The sequence below is a fragment of the Aneurinibacillus sp. REN35 genome, from assembly GCF_041379945.2.
Classification (GTDB): Bacteria; Bacillota; Bacilli; order Aneurinibacillales; family Aneurinibacillaceae; genus Aneurinibacillus.
Window position 1 is genome coordinate 1 of sequence record NZ_JBFTXJ020000018.1, and the last position, 21,352, is coordinate 21,352.

Here is a 21,352-nt window from a genome sequence, read left to right on the forward strand (position 1 = left end):
AAAGGCGCCTCTTTTTCGTTTTTTATTTACTTTTTTTGGCTAATCAACACTCGTGTAAAAAAATAAAAGTTCGTCATCTGATCCCCTTCATTTCCACTTGATTTTTATGTATATCAAACGCTTTGTGCGAATTATTTTATTATAAAAGGCGAGCGCCGACAATACATCGGACGCTCGCCTTTTTCAGTTATCTCTGCTCGTCTTCGAGCGGATGGGCTTTGCCTTCCCACGGATTTACAAAGAATGCATCTACATCTTCACGTCTCACATCTTCGATAGTTGCCGGATTCCAGCTTGGGTTCCGATCCTTATCCACCAGGACTGAACGCACCCCTTCATAGAAATCATGACTATGCATGAAATGCATGCTCATATTCATCTCCATATGGAAGCATTCTGCAATCGACATGCTCTTGCCGCGCCGCAGTTGTTCCAAGGCTACAGCAAGCGAAATCGGCGACTTGCCGCGCAGCGTCTGTGCCGTCTCTTTCGCCCATTCATCTCCCGCCTGTGCTGCTTGCTCAAGGGAAGCAAGAATCTCTGCTACCGAGTCAAAGGCGAAGTGCTGATCAACTTTTTCCTGCACCTCTGCAAGCGGTGCAGGAGGCATATTGTCTACGGCATATTTCGTAATGAGTTCACGCAGTTTGACCCCAGCCTCTTCACGCTCCACCCTGCTCCAATCGAGCGTTTGCACTTCTTCTTTTACCGCATTCCACTGTGCGGATTCGATATAATAATCAGCGGCACCGAGATATACAGCGTCCGCTCCCGTAAACAAATGAGCCGTCAACGCAAGATAAAGCCCCATTTCACCTGGCATTTGGTTCAAGAAATAGCTTCCGCCCACATCTGGAAAGAACCCGATATTCATCTCCGGCATGGACAATTTTGAGCGCTCAGTCACCACGCGATCGCTCGCAAAAATGGACACGCCAACCCCACCACCCATGACGATACCGTTCATATAGGCAAGAATCGGCTTCGGATAGTGATGCAGCGCCAAATTCATTTTGTACTCAATGGAAAAAAAGTTCAGGGCATGCTCTTCTACATCCTCGTCGCGTTTATCATAAAACGAGCGCATATCCCCGCCCGCACACAACCCTTTTTCTCCTGCTCCTTCGATCAATATAAGCGTAACGGCAGAATCTTGCTCCCATTCGGCAAGCTTCTTACCGATCTCATCAACCATAGACAGCGATAGCGCATTGAGCGCCTTTGGACGGTTCAACAGGATATGTCCCACCCCGTTTACGACTTGAAAAACTACTTCATTGTTCGTTTGCACTGTGTTCTCCACTCGATATCCTCCTATTCTTCTTCACTATTCTGTATTTTTTCGACAAATATCGAGAAAATCCTTTTTCGAAAACACATCTACTCCGCTTCTTCTTTATAAAAGCGCTCCCCTGTATCCGGCTGATAATAAACACGCAGTCTCTTGCCCGTAGTCGGGTCGAAGGAGACTTCCTCTGTCCGAACAAAGCCCTGTGGTACGTCCTGCTTTGACTTATTTTTAAAACGCTTATCCCAGATCAGCCAGGACAGCAGCACAATAACAAGCACCAATGCGAACTGAAGTCCAACATATCCGGCAATCAGATTTCCCCAACTCATATCTCGATCGGCTCTGCTACGACAGCTGTACCGTATGCTACAATTTCACTCATGTTCGCACCGATTTCACCCGAATCAAAGCGCATCATCACAACGGCATTCGCTCCCATAGTCTGAGCGTTCTGCACCATGCGATCGAGCGCTTGCTTGCGCGCATCTTCTAACATCTCCGTATACTGATTGATTTCTCCGCCAACCAGCCCTTTCAATGCAGCAGTAATATCCTTGCCAAGTCCTCTTGCCCGAACGGTCAAACCAAAAGCAGGGCCTTTGATTTCTACAATGCGATGGTTGGCAATGTTCTCTGTCGTTACAATAATCATGATGAAACCACTCCTTTAATATTATCGTTATTGATATTGATAATATTTGATTCTACTGGAACTGTCAATGTGCATCGTCCCTCTTTCACACAAAAAAACCGGCAAACAGCATGTCCTGTTTACCGGTTGCATATTACCAGCTCGCTTTTTTCACGCCGGGCAGCTGACCTTGATAGGCCAGATCCCGGATGCAAATACGGCATAATTTGAATTTACGATACACGGAGTGCGGACGGCCACAGCGTTCACAGCGTGTATATCCCTGCACTTTAAATTTTGGCTTCCGTTGTTGTTTGACAACCATTGATTTTTTTGCCATAACGTCCTCCTTTAGTAATCTACTGCTTTATCGTCATACACATATCTGTGTGAATAAACATACGTTCTTTCTATCATAGCATGCTGCTTGAGCGGATGCAAAGCCAATGATTAGCTGTTCTCGGCCTCGATTTCCTCAACTAACAAGCTCAGTTCGGTCCATCTCTCCACCTTGGCTTCCAATTCAGCATCCACCTGTTCTTTTTCCTTCGTCAAGTCTGCAATTTTCCCGTAATCGCTACCTGCCTGCGCCATCTCACGCGCAAGCGCTTCGCTTCGCTCCTCTAATGCTGCAATGTCTTGCTCAATGCTCTCAAACTCGGTCTTTTCCTTATAGGAAAGTTTGCGCGGCCTGTCTTTTTTCTCCCGCACCACGGTCTCTGTCTTTTCCTTCGACGCTGCCTTTCTGCTCTCTGCTAGTTTACGCAGTTCGATATATTCACTGTAATTGCCCATATATTCGGTAATCACACCATCGCCCTCAAAGGCAAACAATCGCTCCGCTGTCCGATCAAGAAAATACCGATCATGCGATACGATAATGACAACACCAGGGAAATTCTCCAAATAGTCTTCGAGAATGGAAAGCGTCTGAATATCGAGGTCGTTCGTCGGCTCGTCAAGCAGCAGGACATTCGGCTCACCCATCAAGACACGAAGCAAATACAAGCGGCGCTTCTCCCCGCCTGAGAGCCGCCCTAGCAGCGTCCCATGCATATCCGGCGCAAAAAGAAACCGCTCTAGCATCTGTCCGGCAGACACGGTTTTTCCATCCGCCAAATGAATCACATGTCCGGCTTCCTTAATATAGTCAATGACACGCTGATTTTCATCCATATTCACATTTTCCTGACCGTAGTAACCTATACGTACGGTCGAACCAAGAATCGCCTCACCGGCGGTTGGAGCAAACTTTCCGGTAATGATGTTGAGCAGGGTTGATTTACCGCTCCCGTTCGGTCCAACGATCCCCACCCGGTCTCCCGGTACCGCGATGTAACTAAAATCTCGAATCATAGTCCGCTCGCCGAAGGCCATCGAGATATGATCAAGCTCAATGATTTTTTTGCCAAGTCGCTGGGATTTCAATTCAATCTCAAGCGCCTGCTGCTTCTCCTGCGGTTTATTCTCCTGCAAGGCATGAACACGATCGATCCTTGCCTTTTGCTTTGTCGTTCGTGCTTTGGCGCCTCGACGCAGCCACGCAAGTTCTCTGCGTAAGATATTCTGCCGCGTTGCTTCCGACGCTTGTTCCCGCTCTTCACGCTCCGCCTTCTTCTCAAGGAAATAGCTGTAGTTTCCGTCATAGGAATACAGGTATCCACGATCAAGTTCAATGATGCGGTTTACGACACGGTCAAGGAAATACCGGTCATGCGTAATCAGCAGCAGGGCGCCTTTAAAGCGGGATAAGTATCCTTCAAGCCATTCCACCGTCTCATTATCGATATGGTTGGTCGGCTCGTCTAGAATCAGCAGATCCGCCGGATTGATCAGCGCCCGCGCCATCGCGACCCGTTTGCGCTGCCCGCCCGAGAGCAGCCTAACCTCTGTCGAGAAGTCATAAATACCGAGCCGCGTTAGAATCGACTTCGCATTTGCCTCAACATCCCATGCGCCGGTACGATCCATCTGTTCATTCAAATCCGCAAGCTTTTGCTGAAGCTTTTCGTTCTCTGGCTCACGGCTGATCCGCTCTACCGTATGCTCATATTCCTTTATCAGTTGAATCAGCGGTGAATCTCCGGCAAAGATTTGATCCAGCACGGTTCCTTCTTCTTCAAATTGGGGATTCTGCGATAGAAATTCTACGCGCATCCGATTCCCTGACGTAACGGTGCCGCCATCCGGAGGTACAATGCCAGCCAGCACCTTCAGCAGCGTCGACTTGCCTGTTCCGTTCACACCGATGATTCCGATTCGTTCTCCATCCTGGATGCCAAGCGAGATGTTCTCAAATAACGTCTTCATTCCGTACGATTTTGAAAGGTTCTCTGCAGTTAAAATGTTCATATTTAAAACATCCCTTTTTCTATATTCATCAATAAATTCCTCTCTCATTATAAACGAAACTTACCAGAAACGCAGAATACATTCCGATAAAAATGAAACTTTCTGGCTATGGATCATATAGTACAATGAAAAAGAGGAGGCGATGTGATGTATAACGATAATGTTCGCGTGCTTGATGCAAAGACCAGCACAGATGGAAGCCTCAAGTTAGAAGTATTGGAGTTTGAGAACTTGGGTGGCTTTCATCATGTGTCTATGGCGTCTAATCTGTATTACGCACGACGTAACGGCGTCAAGCTGCACCAGATTAAAGCTACACTGAATGAAGGAAGCTTTACCGTGGAACAGGGTGCTCTGCAGTATTTGCGGGGACGAATCGCACTTGAGAACAGCGTAGGCGGCATGACCGGTATGGCACAGCGCTTCCTAAGCAGCGCATTGACCAAGGAAGCCGCATTCCGTCCGACCTACACCGGCACCGGAGAGATTTATCTTGAACCATCCTTTGGCCATTATGCTATTATTCCCGTAGCTAACCAACGTGTCGTATTGGACAAGGGCATCTACTTTGCAGGCGATGCTTCACTCAAGGTTTCAAGCGTAGCACAGAAGAATGCTTCTTCCGCTCTGTTCGGCGGTGAAGGATTGTTTCAGACGGAAGTCGCGGGAGCCGGTCTGCTTGTCATCCATTGTCCGGTACCGCTTAATGAAATTCATGTCGTGGAGCTGCAGAATGATCGCCTGCAAGTCGACGGTACATTCGCATTCGCACGAATTGGAGACATCTCCTTCTCGGTAGAGCGCTCTGCGAAATCAATCGTGGGAAGCGTGACAAGCGGGGATGGCCTTCTGCAAACTTTTGAAGGCACCGGACAAGTATGGCTGGCTCCTACGCTGCCTATATATGAGAGCTTTCTCTCACCCTATCCGGGAAAAGCATAAGCGATACATGATAAAAAAACAGGCTGGAGCTATTCATGCTCCAGCCTGTTTAGCATGAGAGAAGGGAGTCCGTCTCTATTTCTCGTTTTATTTTTCATAACACATATTGTTTACATACCTTAATTATGGTTGTATACAAGGTCTTGTTAGCGGCTTGCCCTTGTACGTTGCCAAACAGTGCCTTGCTCTCTTTTCGCTTTTTTTTGTTCATTTGCCAGCTTCTCTGCTTTCGTCTGATCAATTTCACGCGACAAGCCAAGCACAATCCCTACGCTTAAAAGTGTTACCAAAAGAGAGGAGCCACCGTAGCTAACGAGCGGAAGCGGAACGCCCGTTAGAGGGATAAGTCCTACGACACCACCGATATTAATAAAGGACTGAATGTATATCATGCTTGCAATCCCGATGGCAATCAGCTTTGAGAAGATATTTTGAATACGGATAGCTACAGCAAGCAAGCGCCAGATAAACAGCAGATACACAAGCAAAAATACTACAAGTCCTAAAAACCCCAGCTCCTCACCAATAATGGCAACAATAAAATCCGTATGCGCTTCGGGTAAATATAGATATTTTTCAATGCTTTTTCCAAATCCAGCCCCTACCATTCCCCCGTGAGCCAAGGCGCTGAAAGAGTGGATAAGCTGATAACCAAAGCCAAGCCCGCCTGCTCCATCTTCCCACGGATTCAAGAATATAAACAGGCGATGCTGGCGATACGGAGATAGAAGGACATAAATCGCCGTAAAAACAATCAGCGGCACACTCAAAATTGCCAAATGCTTAAAACGAGCTCCACCCGCATAAATAACACAGGCAGCGGTAAGTCCCAAAATAAATCCTGACCCATAATCCGGCTGTGCGGCAATCAGTAAAAAAAACACGGTAACGACAGAGATTGCCGGAAGAAAGCCTTTTTTAAGCTCGGAAAAACGGGCTTCCTTCTTCGTAATGATTGCTGCAAGATAAATGATCAGCGAAATCTTCGCCAGTTCTGCGGGCTGCACCAGCGTCACCCCAAAATTAAGCCAGCTTCTGGCCCCATTCCGCCATATTCCAACACCCGGAATAAGAACAATGAGCAGCAGGATAAATGATACAGCCAAAATATGAAGGAAATACCTCCTGTAAAATTGGCGCGGAATGTTCATCGCAACAAGCAGCAGGATAATGCCGAATACAGAGCGAATAGCCTGTCCTCTCCCAAAATATGCGTAATCTTTATACCGGTCCAGCGCATAAATCGAGCTCGCGCTGTACACCATCGCCACACCGAAGCCTACCAGCAAAAATGTAACGATCAGAAGGATAAAGTCCGGTCTCCCCCTTTTTTTCATGTGTCTCTCCCACCTTTATCCCTTATATTTTCTATGTGCATGCAATGTACAAACATTATATGGTAACAACTGGATCAATCGCAATACAAAAAGCCGATTGCTCACTGGTTCCCCCAGCAACAATCGGCTTTTTTGAATGAGATGGCGTTATTCCGGTAGCGCAGTATATACCCGTTCCTCTTCTACATCTCCATCGTTTGAATAGATGAATAAGCGGCTAGGTTTATTTTTCTCCGCTGCCCGCTCGCCTTCGTATACGGCAGCCGCTTTATGCGGAAAATCACGCACCTTTTCCTTGTTCTCTTCCGTTTGCTTCATCAGCTGCCAGCCCGGCGTCTCTTCGTCTTCTTTTTCCACAACATATACCACTTCGTTCATTCCTACATTCGGTCTATTGCGAATGAGATCTAGGATCAGCTTTCCATCGGTGAAACCGCCGTTTGGATAGCTCATGGGCAGCGCGGAAAAGAATACAACATAAAAAGAAAAGTAAATAAACTGATAATAATAGATGCTCTCCTCAAGCACGCCGGATGTGACGAGACTATTTACAAGCAAGGCAGATACGCTGTTGAAGATAATCCCACCCGCATAGATCAAGCCATTCGTAAACCGGTTGTTGAACCGCAACCGTTCATAATAACATTCGCCGTTCATAAAATAGTATTTTTTCACTTCAAAAATTCCTATTTTGCAGAGAGGGGCTCCTATTCCTACAGCGAGTCTAATCTTCTTTGCGCCGACCAGCTTAGCGAAAAAAATGTGTCCTGCCTCATGAAGCAACGTGACGATCGGAAGGATCAAGAAGAAGGAAATGATAAATTTAATGACATCCGTTAATCCAAACATCAGTTCTCCCACCTTTCATCATATTCCTATACTCTACACTGAATTCCTCAACTTTTCTTCGCTGAAACGTCAAAATAAAAAATGGGAACATTTACGTGCTGTATCGCTTCTCTGATTATAAGCGGGGACGCCTTGCGCTTTGTGGGCAAAAAAAGAGCATGAAAGGCGCTGTATGCCTCTTCATGCTCCTGGTTCTATGCTGATCAACCTCCGCTTACAGGCGGAATGAATGCAACCTCATCTCCGTCGCGCAGTGCTGCTTCTTCAAAAGCGAACTCCTGGTTAACAGCTATCATCGCGGATGGAATGCGCGGGCTAAGCGTCGGATACTGCTCACTCAGCCACTCCTTCACCGCTCCTGTCGATAGACCTTCTGTCCAGGCAAGTGTCAATGTGTCTTCACCCGCTTCATCCGCCATCGCTGCAAAAAGCTTTATGGTAATCATTTTTACTTAGTTCCCTCCGATCTCCGGTTTTCCACTCGGATAAGCGGTCGTCTCCTTCTGATCGCCTATCCATGCTTCACCATCATCCCAATGCTCTTTCTTCCAGATGGGAACGATCTCTTTGATCCGCTCAATCGCATAGCGCGAATACTCATAGGAATCGGCACGGTGCGGCGTAGCTACCGCGATGACAACCGCAATATCAGTGACTTCAAGCCGACCGATGCGGTGCGTAATCGCCACCCGCGCATCCGGACACTTCTCTTGAATTTCGCGGCCAATTCTTGCAAGCTGATTCTCTGCCATTTCCTTATAGGCAGCATATTCGAGATACAGGGTTCGTTTTCCCTTCGTTAATTCCCGTACCGTACCTACGAACAGATTCACGGCGCCACAGTGAGGATGAACAACTTTGTTCATAACCTGTTCCACCGGGATGACTTCTTCCGTAATTTCAAACAGCTTCATCGTGTCTCTCCTTTTACATGTGAAAGCATTCGCTGCACGATGCCTTCCGTATCGTTTATGTCGTACTGCGGATACGTAATGTCTGCAAACCGCTTCCAGCTTGCTACAGCCAACACGGACGTAACATCTGAAAGCAACGCCAGATGCTCAGGCTGCCTAAGCAGCACAACTTTTGGATATCCTGCGAATTTGTACCCTTCGATCAGCACGAGATCCATCTCATGATAAAGCGGCAGCAGCTCTTCTACTGAACGATGCTCCTGTATCATAATGGCTGTCTTCTGTGCGGATGTAATCGAGACCATGGAAGCGCCCGCTTCCCTGTGTCTCCATGTATCCTTACCCGGCTTGTCCACCTCAAAGTCATGGGCATCATGCTTAATGGTTCCTATCTTATAACCTTGTACAACCAGATGAGCAATCAATTTCGTAACCAGCGTTGTCTTTCCGCTATTGGAATACCCTACGACCTGTATTACAGGCGGATGCTTTATTTCCTGCGTCATCCTGCCTTCCCCCTACTGGCCTGCGTTGTACGGAAGCATCAGAATCGTAACGGTGTCACCTTTGGCCGCACCGCTTCCGCCCGGCTGAATCTGCATAAGACAATTGGCATCTGTAATATTCGTCAGCACACCAGATTTATCTCGGCCGACCGGATAGACTACCACCCGTCCCTCTTCAATACGCCATGAACTGCGAACGAATCGGGTGAAAGGAGATGGCTTCTTCATATCGACCCCGAGAATAGCCGTAGCTTCCGGAAGGCTCACATCCTGCTTGCCCTGCATCGCAGCGAGCAGCGGACGCACGAACAACTCAAAACCGACAAAGCAAGCGCCGGGATTTCCGGATAGACCGAAGATAAACTGATCTTTATAGCGCGCAGCTGAAGTTACACTGCCCGGGCGCATGGCAATTTTATTAAACAACAGATCCACGGAGAGCCGGTTGAACACTTCTACCATGATATCAAAGTCACCGACCGAGACGCCGCCTGACGTAATAAGCATATCTGTCTCTTCTAGAATCGTAAGCACTCGCTCAACAGCTTGATCCGGGTCATCTTCTAAATTCCCGTACAAAACAGGAATACCGCCAGCTTGCCGAACCTGACTTGCGGTCATGTAGCTATTACTGTTGCGGATTTTACCGTAGCGCAACGGCTCTTCCGGCAATAATAATTCCGACCCGGTTGCGAGAATGCCAATGCGCGGCAGGTGATACACGGGAACTTCCGCATAGCCGAAGCTTGCAAGGATCGCCATCTCTCCAGGCCCGATACGTTTTCCGGCCTCAAGCAGCAGATCGCCTTCCTTTTTCTCTTCGCCGAATTGGATAATGTTTTCCCCAGCCTGCATCTCTTTCTTGATGCCTACATACTGCTCCACACGCGTCTCATTCTCTGTCGTCATCTCAAACATAATGACGCAGTCCGCACCTTCCGGAATCGCAGCCCCTGTCATAATTCGAGCGGCCTGCCCCTTACCGACTGCGAAGGTCGGTTCGTCGCCGCAGGCAATCGTTCCGACCACTTCAAGTTCTACCGGCATCTCGACTGAGGAGCCAACCGTATCTTCCGCCCGCACAGCAAAACCATCGTATGGTGATTTTGGAAAATGGGGAACGGCATGAGTGGCACGAATCGCCTCTGCCAGTCTGCGCCCTTCACATTCGAGCAGCGGCACGTTCTCCTTCTCGCTGGGTGCGGCAAACGCAAGAATGCGCTCCTGCGCTTCCTTTACTTGAATCGGATCACGATGAAATCTCATGGTCTCTCCCCTTCTTGAAATTGTTCATATTCCTGTACCGTGTTTACATTGCAGAAAGGATCAGTGGAAGCAAACGAGCTCACATTCCAGGAAAGTGCTCGCGCCCCGTCAATCAAATCAAACATCCGCCTACGATCCGCAGCAAGAAGCGATTGGACAAGCGAGTAAAGTCTGCGGTGATACAGTGCGCACAGCGGGTGTGCGCGTCCATTCCATACAGGATAGACAATATCGTAGTCGGATTCGAGAACTGGGTGATGCGCACATAATCGCTGCAGCACTTCTGATGTAAGAGCAGGCATGTCACAAGCCACTACCAGAAGAATATCAGAAGAAGCTGTGCGCATTGCCGTTGCAATACCGCCAAGCGGACCTTGTCCCGGCACATCATCCGGATACATGGCTGCCTTATCCGATACAGCGGCAAGCCGCTCCGGATGGTTGGAGATGATGGTGCAGCGGTCCACGGAGGCTGAGACAAGGCGCAGCGTTCGCTCAATCAGCGGCACTCCGTCTATCAGAAGCAGCTCCTTGGGCGTACCCATGCGCGAGCTCTGTCCCCCGGCAAGAATGATTCCATCCATCCTGTCCTCTCCTTTTCTGACAATGTTTTCGTCTTCTATTGTATCGCATTTCAAGCGAGAAACCTACGAAAGTTGCACATACATTATGCTTACTCTTCTACCTCCTGTGGATCTACCCACTCGCCTGTTGCCTCTACGATCATATATGGCTCAGCCGAAAAGGCGCGCACGCCCTCCTCTGTCTTCAGATCACAGTTTGTTATGCGGATAATCCCTTCCGCATCTTCTTGTGTAACATACGCAAGAAGCACACCTACCCCCAATTCACGGTAGGCGGTATCGTATACGCGCACATGGCTGCCTTCGATCGTTTGAAAGCGTGCGGCGTGCAGAAAACTTACCCAGCGCTCCCAGTTGCGGAATAGGCTTGTTTTTGTTCCGTCAGCCAAATATCCGATATGATAGTCTCCGTCCGCAATCGTACCTCCCGCCCTGTTTTTCAGTTCAATAATTATGCGGCGCATCACTTCTAGCGCGGATAAGGAAATCTGCTCATGAATCATAAATGTGATGGTTTTATCAATCGCAACATGTGCTTTATTTTCTCTATGCTCGATAAAATAAGAGTAATCATTTAATGTTTTTTGGCGGTAGCCAAGCTCCTGCAGCAGATTTGTAATCGTAAGAAAGTCAGCTGTTGGCTCTTGGATCATAACGGTATACGGCATCCTTATTCCTCCTAGTTGTAGGTTGGTAGCAATGAGACCAGAAGGCGGCTGCATTGCTTAAGCATCTCTTTATGGTCTGGCACGTACGGAACATGCAGAGGATATACGTCATCAAGTCCACTGTCAAAAGCAAGTGCAAGGTGGATGCACAGATCACCTTCCCGCTTAATTTGTGCCACCTGCGCTTTAATTTTTTCCCGATGTTCATGCGGCGTGACAAAGCGATAATCATCCGGCGTTCCGTCTGAGAGCACGATATAGGCACGACGCTCTGTGGCGTATTCATCCGTCTGCGCCCGTGCATGAACGTAAGCAAGCGCACTGTATTCCGGTGTCGCTTCCTTCGGCGTCAGCGCCGCCAGTCTCTCTTTTTCCCTGTGCTCATCCGTATACAGCTCGCTAATCTCTAGTACGCCTGTGCCTGGTCGTGTTGAATATCCAAGCACCGTGACATGAATATTTGAAAGATCCGCAAGCGCATGAACAAACACCATAGTCAGATCAAGCGACAAATCAGAGCGCGTTAATACAGAGTCAGACGCACATGGCAGACGGGTGGAGAAGCTCTCGTCTACCAATAGATACAGTGACCATTGGACCGGTCGTGATGCAGATTCTTCTTCACGGCAGAAAAATCTGGGATCGTACGGGGCAAGATAGAGATCCGGCTCATAAATCTCTCCCGTACGCAAGCCGTATTCCTTCCTCTCCTGGAGGGATTCGATCCAAATCAAACGCTGACGAAGCCATGCGATATAAGGAGCCGCACGTTCTAGAGATTGAATATAGCGCGCATGCACCGCTGCGTCAATGACAGGCACCGTCACATAACAGGCATCATCCGCTTCTTCTTCACTCATTCGCTCTATGGTCTGCTTCGCCTCTTCCACTTGCCGCTGGATAAGACGTGCACCCCAATTTGATAGGCCACCTGCTTTATATTCTTGATGCATAGCACTAAGATGCTGTGTGTGAACGATGCCTAAGAGTCCGTAGCCGGACAAGGAACCTGCGGTATATTCACCGCCGGCTTCCCCTTCAAACTCGATCATAAGCGAGGGCGCTTCACTAGGAGCAGGCGTTGAAAAAAGCGCATGCGCCACCTTTTGCGCCAACTCCAACCGATTCAGCTCCACCCTATTTTCCAATGCATCGTCAATCAGCATGACTACTTCACACGCCATATCTTCAATCAGCGGATCGAGCCGATCATCAAGTTCCGTCTGATGAAGCGCATACAGGAACTGATTGAGTATCCGGGATTGTACCCCGCTGCCCGTCTCTCTTTTTGCATTTTGATAGAGAAGAGCATTCCGTTTTGCAAAAAACGGACGATAGCCCGGAAACCGCAGCACGGTCCGCTTTTCCACATACATATCTTCAATCATGTGATAAATCGGAAACTCCAAGCCACTCAAATCCTGATCGGCTGCGGCTGTATCCGTATAGCGGCAGTGCGCCGCTTCATGCAGCGCCTGTGCAAACAATATATCAACGCCGTCGGCAAATGTCATGCCGACAGGCGGCTTCATCAGCCAAGCAGAAGAAAGAGCGATCCTGCGCTCTTTGAGAGAGGAAGTAGGAGATGCTTCGCTTGCATAGAACAACTCCACCCTCTCCTCCCCTTGTACAATATCTAACGCATTGCGCATCAATTTCAATACATGTCCAAGCGCATGCAAATCTTCGATTGTTTCACCTTGATATGTCCATTCCGCTGCCGCTCCGAGCCATACAGTGGACAGTGCGCGTGTCATCGCGCCTCCTCCATTGTCCCTGGCGGGGTCAGTCCCTGAAGCAGTTGAAGAACCAGTGCATATTCCTCTGGTGTACCCTGTCGATAGCGGTTGGCAAACGTATAAAAAAGAGCATCTCCCATTGTGTTGCCCCGTGCTAAAAGCTGGGCCGCATGGAGAGCCGGACGCATGCCAAAGGAGCGAGTGAGCTTCTCTTCCTGCGCCAGCCGGGCGATCTGCACCGTAACAGCCGCAAGAAGCTTTGCCTGCTTATCAGAAATGCCGTAGCGGGAAGAAAGCAGGCGGCTAATTGCTGGCTCAGGGGGCAGCTCAAGCCGCATAAACTCGAATCGGTCTTCAAGTGCTGCATCCGCTTTGTAGATGCCCGTATGCTGACGGCCTTCGTTGAGCGTGGCAATGAACATCGTTCCACGCGGCACTTCAAGCAGCGTATCAAGCTGCTCAATATATATGCTTTGATTTCCATCCAGAATATCAAAAATTGGGTTATGGCAATGCGGGGCGCACCGGTTGAGTTCATTGAGAATAATGACGTGTGCCTGGCCGGATTCGAAGGCACTGGTCAATCTTGTCTTATGAAAGTACGTGCCTTCACCTTCTCTGTATTCCATATAGCCCCACCAATCACCCGGCGAGCGGATGGTTCCGACGTTAATGAATACTTCAGGCAACTCAAACGCTTGGGCCAGCTTTCGCGCCAGTTCCGTCTTTCCCGTACCCGGCGAACCGGTTAACGCAACATGAATGCCTGAAAGCAAAAAATCCTGCATGATCCGAAGCGGCTTGCTGTCTATGTAAAAATCGTCGAGCCGCCGCACATCCAACCTATGATCCGTCGGGTCTGTCATTGCCTGCTTTTCGGTTTGTCTTGTAAACAAACGGTTGATCATACCTCTCACCACTTTTGCTGGATATAAAGGTAGCTCCCCCGTTTCCGTGAGAGCTACCCTTGTCATTTATTTTTGCATCGCTTGTTTCCCTACGAATGATGCATTATTTTTATTATCAAAAAATCGCTTGTTAAGGATCAGACAAAGCACCGCAAAAGCAACGAAGAAGAAGAAGCCCATGAAGTACGATCCTGTCATATCCTTAACGGTACCCATAATGATCGGCGGGAAGAATCCACCAAGACCACCAGCCGCGCCGACAAATCCTGTCACCGCACCCGTGCTGCCAGGGAACAGCGTCGGTACCAATTTAAAAACAGCGCCGTTACCAATACCGGCAAGGAAGGAAATCGTCAAACATCCGATTGAGAAAGCAACGATGCTCGATGTCATAAACGAAATCAGGATACCTGAGAAGATCATCATCAAAAAGACATATGTCAGAATGCGGCCTGCGCCAATTTTGTCGCCAAGATACCCGCCGATCGGACGCATCAGCGTTGCAATCACTACGAAACCTGCTGCCCGAAGACCTGCATCTACCGCAGAAACATTGAACAAGTCCTGCAGAAGTGTCGGAAGGTAAATACTGAATGCGACGAAGCTGCCGAATGTTAAGAAGTAGAAGGCGGACAGCAGCCATGTGTTTTTAAATTTTACAACGGAAAGCGCCTGGGCGAATGTCTTCGTCTGCTCCGGCTTCGGAAGCTCTTTTGTTGTAAACCAGAAAACCACTGCTGTAACAAGCACTGCACCTGCAAGAATCAAGAAAACGTTAGAGAGACCAAAGGCAACGGCAAGCGTCGGAATGATAAAGCCTGCAACCGCGTTCCCGAAGTTCCCCATACCCGTAATCCCGAGTACGGTTCCCTGCTGTTCCGCCGGATACCAACGGGAGACATATGCAATAGCAACCGCAAAGCTGGTACCGGCCATACCGATGAAGAACGCCCAGAATAAGTACGCATTATAACTGTTGGCAAAACTAATACCTACAAGCGGAATAATCAAGAATAACATAAGCAATGTATACATTTTTTTGCCGCCATAGCGGTCGGTCATAATACCGAGCGGAATTCGCATGATCGAGCCGAGTAATACAGGTGTGGCAACAAGAATACTTTTTTGTGTTGCTGTCAAATCAAACAGTTTTTGCAATTGTGATGCCATTGGTGAGAGCGAAGCCCAGACGGCGAATGCGACTACCATGGCTAGGGTTGACATTACAAGAGCGGCGGTTTGACCTTTCGTTTTCATAACTCTTTTCCCCTTTGGCGAGCGGACTTTTCTTTTTCCGCCCATTTTTTATAAAGAAAAATCATCAGGCCGGAGAGCAGAAGGGAAGCTCCGGATATCCACGGAATGCGTGCGTCATGCTGTCCAAAATAGGATTCTACTACATATTGCAGAAGCAGCGCCTGGATGAATGTAAGAATAATAATCGCATAGAAGTACGGCCGGGAAGGTCTGGGCGTTTTTGGCGTCTTAGGCATGATGGCGCACCTTCCTTCCGACGGCATACACGCTGCCGTCCTTGACTTCAAGCTCGATCAGCGGCAGCTCGCGCTGCGGCGGTCCGGCAAGCGGCTGGCCGTTATCTACCGAGAAGAAACCGTGGTGGCAGGGACAGACTAGCTTTTCCTGCTCCGCGCTCCAGAATACGCTGCACTGTAGATGCGTGCATTTGCTGTTGTAGGCCTTTAGCTTGCCGTTGTTTAGATGAACAAGCACGGCCGGCTGGCTCTCATCCGGATAATTAAAGACCACGGATTCTCCCTTAGGTAAATTTTTTAGCTCAACAATTTTTGTCTTAGGCAATGCTTCTTTGTCTTTGCCGGTCAGAGCACCTACTGAGAATGGAAGCGTGGCGGCCGACATCGTTAATCCGGCGGCAAACATTGCTTTTAAGAAGCTTCTGCGATTGTAATCAACGTCTTCTTCACGATTTACGTTATCTACGAGGTGAAGCAGATCAGATTCAGACTTTTTTCCTGTTTCGTGTTTAGGCATGGCCCGTACACTCCTTCCAGTTTGGTGCCGTTATTCGGTATAGACGCCGAAAGTTTCGGGAACGAATTTCCATTTATCTTTTTCGGTCGGCTTCTTCCCTTCGAGCAGATTGCTCTGCGCACGCTTGCGGCGCAGCTCCATCATCTCTTCAAAACCGATAAAGCGGATTGCTTCAGACGGACACACCGACGCACACATTGGTGAAATGTCTTGTGACGTACGCTCATAGCACATATCGCATTTGTACATGATGTTCTTCTCAAAGTCGAACTTCGGAATACCGAACGGACAGCCAAACGTACAGTTGCGGCAGCCGATGCATTTTTCTTCCATCGCGGATAATACCACACCGTCTTTTGTGATCTGGATGGCGTTGGCTGGGCAGACCCGAGCACAAGCCGGGTCTTTACAGTGCATGCACATCATCGGAAACGTCTGGCGGCTTTCCATAAAATCAATGTATTCCACATAATTACGTTCTTTCGCATCGTGTCCACCGCATTCCCGGCAGGCCGCCTGACAGGCACGGCATCCTATGCAACGTTCAAATTCAAGATATAGCACTTTGTTCATGCTGGTTCACTCCTCAAGATTTTCTCAGGCGTACCGCGCACACTTTAAACTCAGGCATGCGGGAAACGGGATCAAGACACGGGTTCGTTAACTGATTAATGGACAGCTCTTTACCCCAATGGTACGGAACAAATACGGTATCTTTACGAATCGCTTTCGTTAAGCGAACTTTAAGTTTCATTTTGGTGCGGCGCGTCTCTAGTTCGACCTCTTCCCCGTCCTGCAGGTTATACTTGCTAGCCATCTCTGGGTGCATCTCTGCGTATGGCTCTGGGCATTTCTCCATCAAGAAGTCAATGCGTCGAGTCTGGTTGCCTGACAGGTAATGGAACACAACACGACCTGTGGTTAGAATTTCCGGGAATTCCTTGCTTTGAATTTCTCCGGCTTCCTGCCATTCGACCACACGGAAGTTGGCTTTACCATCCGGTGTCGGGAACGATTCCTCGTACATATACGGTGTTCCTGGATGGTCTACATCTGGGCAAGGCCAGAATACACCTTGATTTTTCTCGATTTTCTCATACGTAATGCCGTAGTAATCGGCTTTGCCGCCTTTGGATGCGACACGAAGCTCATTGAAAATCTGCTCTGCATTTTCGTATTGGAAGTACTTCCCTCTTCCCATACGTTCTGCTATTTCTTTCATAATTACCCAATCTGTCTTCGATTCACCAAGCGGTTTGCGAATTCGATTGATTTTAATAACACGGCCTTCCGTATTGGTTGTCGTTCCTTCATCTTCTGCCCACGTTGTTGCCGGAAGAACGACATCGGCAAACTCGGCTGTTTCTGATAAGAAGAAGTCATTGACCACTAAGAATTCAAGCTTCTCTAACGCCTTCCACACATGCTCCGCATTCGGTGATGACACCGCCGGGTTGCTGCAGATCACGTGCATCGCGCGCACGGTACCGTGATGAATGGAATCAAGCATTTCATAGGCGGATACGCCCGGTCCAGGCATTTCAGCAGGGTCGATGCCCCATACACTCGATACGTATTTGATCGCTTCCGGATCTGTAAGCTTCCGGTAGCCCGGCAGCAGGTCAGCCTTTTGTCCGTGTTCCCGACCGCCCTGTCCATTTCCTTGTCCGGTAAAGGTGGCAACACCGCTGGCGAATTTTCCGATTTGACCGCGCAGAAGTGCCAGGTTGGTATAGCAGCCTACATTATCTACGCCTTTGCGCTGCTGCTCGGCACCGCGGGCAAACATCACGACCGATTTTTGTGCCTGACCATAAATATGGGCGGCTTTTATGATTTTTTCTTTGGCAACGCCGGTCAACTGCGACGTGTATTCAGGTGTAAACTGTTCCAGCGTTTGCTTTAATTCTTCGTAGCCATTCACACGCTGCGCTACATATTCCTCATCCACATAGCCTTCTTTGACTAGGATGTGAGCAATACCATTTGCAAGAGCTGAATCCGTACCCGGACGCAGATCGAGATGTACGTCTGCAATGCGGGCGGTCGGCGTCTCACGCGGGTCAGCGACAATCAGCTTCGCACCGCGGTCCCGTCCGCGCCAGAACCAAGTAATGCTGGTCGGATGGCACTCGGCTGTATTGGAACCGGATAAAAAGAAGCAATCCGAATGCATCAGGTCCGGCCATGGCAGCGTTGAGCCGCGGTCCATGCCGAGCGTCGCGTTGAATCCGCCTGCCGCGGAGGACATACAGTACCGGCCGTTATAGTCAATGTGCTTTGTCTGCAGACCGACGCGGGCATATTTGCCGACCAGGTAGCACTTTTCATTTGTCATGGATACGCCGCCATACACGCTGAGAGCGTCCTTTCCATATTTCTCCTGAATTTCTTTAAATTTGCGTTCGATTACGTCATACGCTTCCTCCCAAGAAGACTCAACGAACTTTCCGTTCTTTTTAATGAGCGGGCGCAAAATCCGGTCCGGATGCTCTACCTGTTGGTAGGCGGTAACCCCTTTCGGACAAAGGCGACCTTGGTTTACCGGCCATTCATAGCGCGGTTCAATCCCTACAACTTCACCTGTATGATCATTGACGCGGATATTCATTCCGCACTGCATGCCGCAGTACGAGCAGTGTGTCGGTATAAAGCTTTCACCTTCGCGGTGGAGGTTTTTCGTTTCAGTTGCCATGATTTATATCCCCCTAGACTTTCTTTTTGCTAAAGCCCGGCATTGAAATGCCTGTATTCGTATCAATCGGTTCGTACGGATTTTTCGTACGAGGACTTATCATATTCATCTGGCGCATCGCCCGCATCTTGCGGCGGCAATCCCAGCAGTATTCGGCGAGATAGCTTCCATCCTCAAGCTCGAGATCGAAGCTGTTGTCTTTTAGAATGCTGACGACATCCTCAATTTGCTCCTGAGCGGCGTACGGTGTGCCGCAGCGTTTGCAGTTGTGCACCGGTATGTCCTCCCCTACCTGATAATTGAGCGGAACGGCCGTTGCCAGTGGACGCAGCGGGAAGTGGAACAGCTTCCCGAACGGAAAGTAAATAAGTAATGTAATGACCGTAAGCTGATGAATCATCGAGATTGTCATATATAACGTGCCGTGGAACAGAACCGCGCTGACCGTAAGTGCAAGACCTGTAACGGTGACTGCTAAAATGATGAACAGCGGCACGAGATCGAATTCAAAACGCTGTGTAACCTGCAGATCCCGATCCTTAATCCGGCGGTAAAACATCATGGATATGCCGATCAGGCACATCGCTGCGGTCCAGTTCAGACCGTTGTAAATCATGAAAGCAAGCCAGCCTTCCACATGCATCACGAATGGCTTCAAGCCGAGAACCGAGACTGCATAGTGACTTGGATCGACCAGTTCAAAGTGGAACCACCCGAACACGAGACCGAATGTAATGGCGAATGAACCAAGACAGCCATATGCGACCAAGAAGTGCTGAATGCCGCGGTACAGTCCGCGCTTGAAAATGAACTTTTGCAGCACAATGTTTTCAAACAGTGTCATTGCAATCGCTTTGGCGGAGCGTTTCTTGCGTGTCTTATCTTTTAAATTTTTGCGGCTTCGTCTATCCACCCGCCGGGTTGCCGGACGCATGGTGAAAGCGACAATCCGGAAAGCGAGGCCGATGAAGCAGACAATCGAAGCGACCATGTAGCCCGAAAGCGCCAGGTCAATATGTTTAAACTGATTCGTGCCAAGGAACATCGTTAAAAACAAAACCAGTACGATAATGAACGAATACATGCTTGCACGAGAGTAAAATGATTTCTCAAGCGAAAAAGTGTTCATGCTTTCACTTCCCTTTTTTGTTGGCATAGCGTTTTGTAAGAAAACGGCCGTTTTGTTATCTTTATACTACGGCTTTGCGTCATCTGCTGGTGTGATGTTTTTCACAGGTGTACTCTCTTTCACAATTCCGACACAATGATGTGACGGAATTTCGTCGTGCAATATAATAAAGAAACGATTCATACAAAAAAGCAGCCGCTCCTTTTAGGAAACGACTGCTTTTTGCTACAATGCATCGTATTTTTAAAAAATTTATGCCATCGCTTTATCTGTTGAGATAGTGGCATAGGCTTCTTCAAGCACACGTACCAATTGGCTCATACCATATTCGATCTTCTCGGGTACAGAGTGCGTATAGTTCAGACGGAACGTATTGTATTTCGGTTCATTTACATAGAATGGAGCACCCGGTACATACGCTACACCGTTTTCCACCGCTTTTGGAAGCAGATCCTTCGTGTTAATGCTCTCGTGCAGCGCTACCCAGAAAAACATACCGCCCTGTGGAACAACATATTCAAGACCCGGCAGATTAGGACGCTGCAATTGATTGAGCATAACCTGCATTCTTTCTTTATAGACCACACGCAACCCTGCGATATGTGTGTCCAGATCAAAATTGCGCAGCAGATGATATAATGCCTGCTGGTCAATGGAGCTTGAATGAAGATCCGCTGCCTGCTTCGCCTGGGCCATCATACGGATGATTTGCTCAGGACCCATAACCCAACCGGTCCGCAGTGCCGGTACTACGGTTTTCGAGAATGTACTGGTATACAGAACGGTTTCTCCATTATCCAACGCCGCGATCGGCGTATAGTTTGCTGTCTCATCAAATTGGATTTCTCCATACGGGTCATCTTCAAAAATTACCACATTGTACTTCTTAGCAAGCCGCAGTAATTCCTTCCGACGTTCGTTTGACCACACGGTACCACGCGGATTTGAGAATGTCGGTACCACATAAACGAATTTAGGGAGGTGTAACTTCATCTTCTCTTCCAGGTCTTCCGGTAACATACCGTGCGCGTCCGATGCTACGGGCACAACCTGAGCTTCATAGGATTGGAATACCTGCAACGCCGCTAGGTATGTAGGATCTTCCGTAAGTACAATATCTCCCGGATTCAGCATAATACGGGCGAATAAATCAATCGCCTGCTGCGAGCCGGTTGTCAGCAGAATATTCTCTGCGTCCATCCGTACCTGCTTACGTACAGCCATCCGGTCCGCCAGCGCTTCGCGCAGCGGAGTGAAGCCTTCGGTCAATCCATACTGCATCGTATGCTTGCCCTCTTCAAACACCCGCTTGTACGCTTCCTCTACTGCGCCAAGAGGAAACAAATCATCGTCGGGCAATCCCCCGGCGAACGAAATGATATTCCCTTGACCAACCACCTTGAGAATATCCCGTACCGCTGATGATTCGAAATTTCGTGTTCGTTGTGCAAATGCATACTTCATTGTCCAGCCACCTCGATTAGATTTGCTTTTTTAAATATTAAAAATACATTAAACCTTTTCAACGAGA

At 48.7% G+C, this 21,352-nt stretch carries 23 protein-coding genes; 1 reads left to right on the forward strand and 22 read right to left on the reverse strand.

Translation table 11 applies throughout. From position 1 onward, the window contains the following. Positions 1-187 precede the first annotated feature (187 nt). From AB3351_RS21400 to AB3351_RS21420, 5 genes are all read right to left on the reverse strand, one after another. Entirely contained in the window at positions 188-1,303 is a 1,116-nt protein-coding gene (locus AB3351_RS21400; RefSeq protein ID WP_371149150.1) for an enoyl-CoA hydratase/isomerase family protein, read from the reverse strand. A 77-nt stretch (positions 1,304-1,380) separates the two neighbouring features. Continuing rightward, the gene (locus AB3351_RS21405) at positions 1,381-1,620 is read right to left on the reverse strand and encodes a hypothetical protein (protein WP_371149151.1); all 240 of its coding nucleotides are present in this window, start codon (positions 1,618-1,620) and stop codon (positions 1,381-1,383) included. Beyond that, a complete protein-coding gene (locus tag AB3351_RS21410; protein WP_371149152.1) occupies positions 1,617-1,943 on the reverse strand; it encodes a YbjQ family protein in 327 nt (108 codons plus the stop codon). The genes AB3351_RS21405 and AB3351_RS21410 overlap by 4 nt, the downstream gene beginning before the upstream one ends. Positions 1,944-2,076: 133 nt before the next feature. Further along, positions 2,077-2,262 (reverse strand): type Z 30S ribosomal protein S14, encoded by a 186-nt coding sequence (locus AB3351_RS21415; RefSeq protein WP_371149153.1) that lies wholly within the window; start codon positions 2,260-2,262, stop codon positions 2,077-2,079. Positions 2,263-2,372: 110 nt separating this feature from the next. Further along, the gene (locus tag AB3351_RS21420) at positions 2,373-4,274 is read right to left on the reverse strand and encodes an ABC-F family ATP-binding cassette domain-containing protein (RefSeq protein ID WP_371149154.1); all 1,902 of its coding nucleotides are present in this window, start codon (positions 4,272-4,274) and stop codon (positions 2,373-2,375) included. A gap of 147 nt (positions 4,275-4,421) precedes the next feature. On the opposite strand from AB3351_RS21420, the gene AB3351_RS21425 reads away from it, so the two are divergent. Continuing rightward, positions 4,422-5,216, forward strand: a complete 795-nt coding sequence (locus AB3351_RS21425) for an AIM24 family protein (RefSeq protein ID WP_371149155.1) — start codon at positions 4,422-4,424, stop codon at positions 5,214-5,216. Between the two features lie 146 nt (positions 5,217-5,362). On the opposite strand, the gene ftsW is transcribed toward AB3351_RS21425, so the two are convergent. From ftsW to AB3351_RS21510, 17 genes are all read right to left on the reverse strand, one after another. Next, complete coding sequence (gene ftsW / locus AB3351_RS21430; RefSeq protein WP_371149156.1) at positions 5,363-6,553, reverse strand: putative lipid II flippase FtsW; 1,191 nt, start codon at positions 6,551-6,553, stop codon at positions 5,363-5,365. A 147-nt stretch (positions 6,554-6,700) separates the two neighbouring features. Then, positions 6,701-7,402, reverse strand: a complete 702-nt coding sequence (locus tag AB3351_RS21435; RefSeq protein WP_371149157.1) for a site-2 protease family protein — start codon at positions 7,400-7,402, stop codon at positions 6,701-6,703. Between the two features lie 203 nt (positions 7,403-7,605). Next, a complete protein-coding gene (gene moaD, locus AB3351_RS21440) occupies positions 7,606-7,848 on the reverse strand; it encodes a molybdopterin converting factor subunit 1 (protein WP_371149158.1) in 243 nt (80 codons plus the stop codon). A 6-nt stretch (positions 7,849-7,854) separates the two neighbouring features. Further along, positions 7,855-8,316, reverse strand: a complete 462-nt coding sequence (locus AB3351_RS21445) for a molybdenum cofactor biosynthesis protein MoaE (protein ID WP_371149159.1) — start codon at positions 8,314-8,316, stop codon at positions 7,855-7,857. Then, the gene (gene mobB, locus AB3351_RS21450) at positions 8,313-8,822 is read right to left on the reverse strand and encodes a molybdopterin-guanine dinucleotide biosynthesis protein B (protein ID WP_371149160.1); all 510 of its coding nucleotides are present in this window, start codon (positions 8,820-8,822) and stop codon (positions 8,313-8,315) included. Before mobB ends, AB3351_RS21445 begins: the two co-directional genes overlap by 4 nt. Positions 8,823-8,834: 12 nt before the next feature. Then, positions 8,835-10,088 (reverse strand): molybdopterin molybdotransferase MoeA, encoded by a 1,254-nt coding sequence (locus AB3351_RS21455; RefSeq protein WP_371149161.1) that lies wholly within the window; start codon positions 10,086-10,088, stop codon positions 8,835-8,837. Beyond that, positions 10,085-10,672, reverse strand: a complete 588-nt coding sequence (gene mobA / locus AB3351_RS21460) for a molybdenum cofactor guanylyltransferase (protein WP_371149162.1) — start codon at positions 10,670-10,672, stop codon at positions 10,085-10,087. The genes AB3351_RS21455 and mobA overlap by 4 nt, the downstream gene beginning before the upstream one ends. A gap of 89 nt (positions 10,673-10,761) precedes the next feature. Beyond that, positions 10,762-11,340 (reverse strand): hypothetical protein, encoded by a 579-nt coding sequence (locus AB3351_RS21465; protein WP_371149163.1) that lies wholly within the window; start codon positions 11,338-11,340, stop codon positions 10,762-10,764. Between the two features lie 11 nt (positions 11,341-11,351). Beyond that, positions 11,352-13,097 carry a hypothetical protein gene (locus tag AB3351_RS21470; protein WP_371149164.1) on the reverse strand — a complete coding sequence of 582 codons (1,746 nt, stop codon included), beginning with the start codon at positions 13,095-13,097 and terminating at the stop codon, positions 11,352-11,354. After that, positions 13,094-13,987 carry an AAA family ATPase gene (locus AB3351_RS21475; RefSeq protein WP_371149165.1) on the reverse strand — a complete coding sequence of 298 codons (894 nt, stop codon included), beginning with the start codon at positions 13,985-13,987 and terminating at the stop codon, positions 13,094-13,096. Before AB3351_RS21475 ends, AB3351_RS21470 begins: the two co-directional genes overlap by 4 nt. A 66-nt stretch (positions 13,988-14,053) precedes the next feature. Beyond that, a complete protein-coding gene (locus tag AB3351_RS21480; RefSeq protein ID WP_371149166.1) occupies positions 14,054-15,244 on the reverse strand; it encodes an MFS transporter in 1,191 nt (396 codons plus the stop codon). Then, on the reverse strand, positions 15,241-15,480 hold the full coding sequence (locus AB3351_RS21485) for a hypothetical protein (RefSeq protein WP_371149167.1): 240 nt from the start codon (positions 15,478-15,480) through the stop codon (positions 15,241-15,243). Before AB3351_RS21485 ends, AB3351_RS21480 begins: the two co-directional genes overlap by 4 nt. Then, the gene (locus AB3351_RS21490) at positions 15,473-15,997 is read right to left on the reverse strand and encodes a Rieske 2Fe-2S domain-containing protein (RefSeq protein WP_371149168.1); all 525 of its coding nucleotides are present in this window, start codon (positions 15,995-15,997) and stop codon (positions 15,473-15,475) included. Before AB3351_RS21490 ends, AB3351_RS21485 begins: the two co-directional genes overlap by 8 nt. A 30-nt stretch (positions 15,998-16,027) precedes the next feature. After that, positions 16,028-16,570 (reverse strand): 4Fe-4S dicluster domain-containing protein, encoded by a 543-nt coding sequence (locus tag AB3351_RS21495; RefSeq protein ID WP_371149169.1) that lies wholly within the window; start codon positions 16,568-16,570, stop codon positions 16,028-16,030. A gap of 13 nt (positions 16,571-16,583) precedes the next feature. Then, positions 16,584-18,692, reverse strand: coding sequence for a formate dehydrogenase subunit alpha (gene fdhF, locus AB3351_RS21500; RefSeq protein ID WP_371149170.1), 2,109 nt, complete (start codon positions 18,690-18,692; stop codon positions 16,584-16,586). 13 nt (positions 18,693-18,705) lie between these two features. After that, positions 18,706-19,821 (reverse strand): MFS transporter, encoded by a 1,116-nt coding sequence (locus AB3351_RS21505; protein WP_371149171.1) that lies wholly within the window; start codon positions 19,819-19,821, stop codon positions 18,706-18,708. Positions 19,822-20,073: 252 nt separating this feature from the next. Beyond that, positions 20,074-21,285, reverse strand: a complete 1,212-nt coding sequence (locus AB3351_RS21510) for an aminotransferase-like domain-containing protein (protein ID WP_371149172.1) — start codon at positions 21,283-21,285, stop codon at positions 20,074-20,076. Positions 21,286-21,352: the final 67 nt, after the last annotated feature.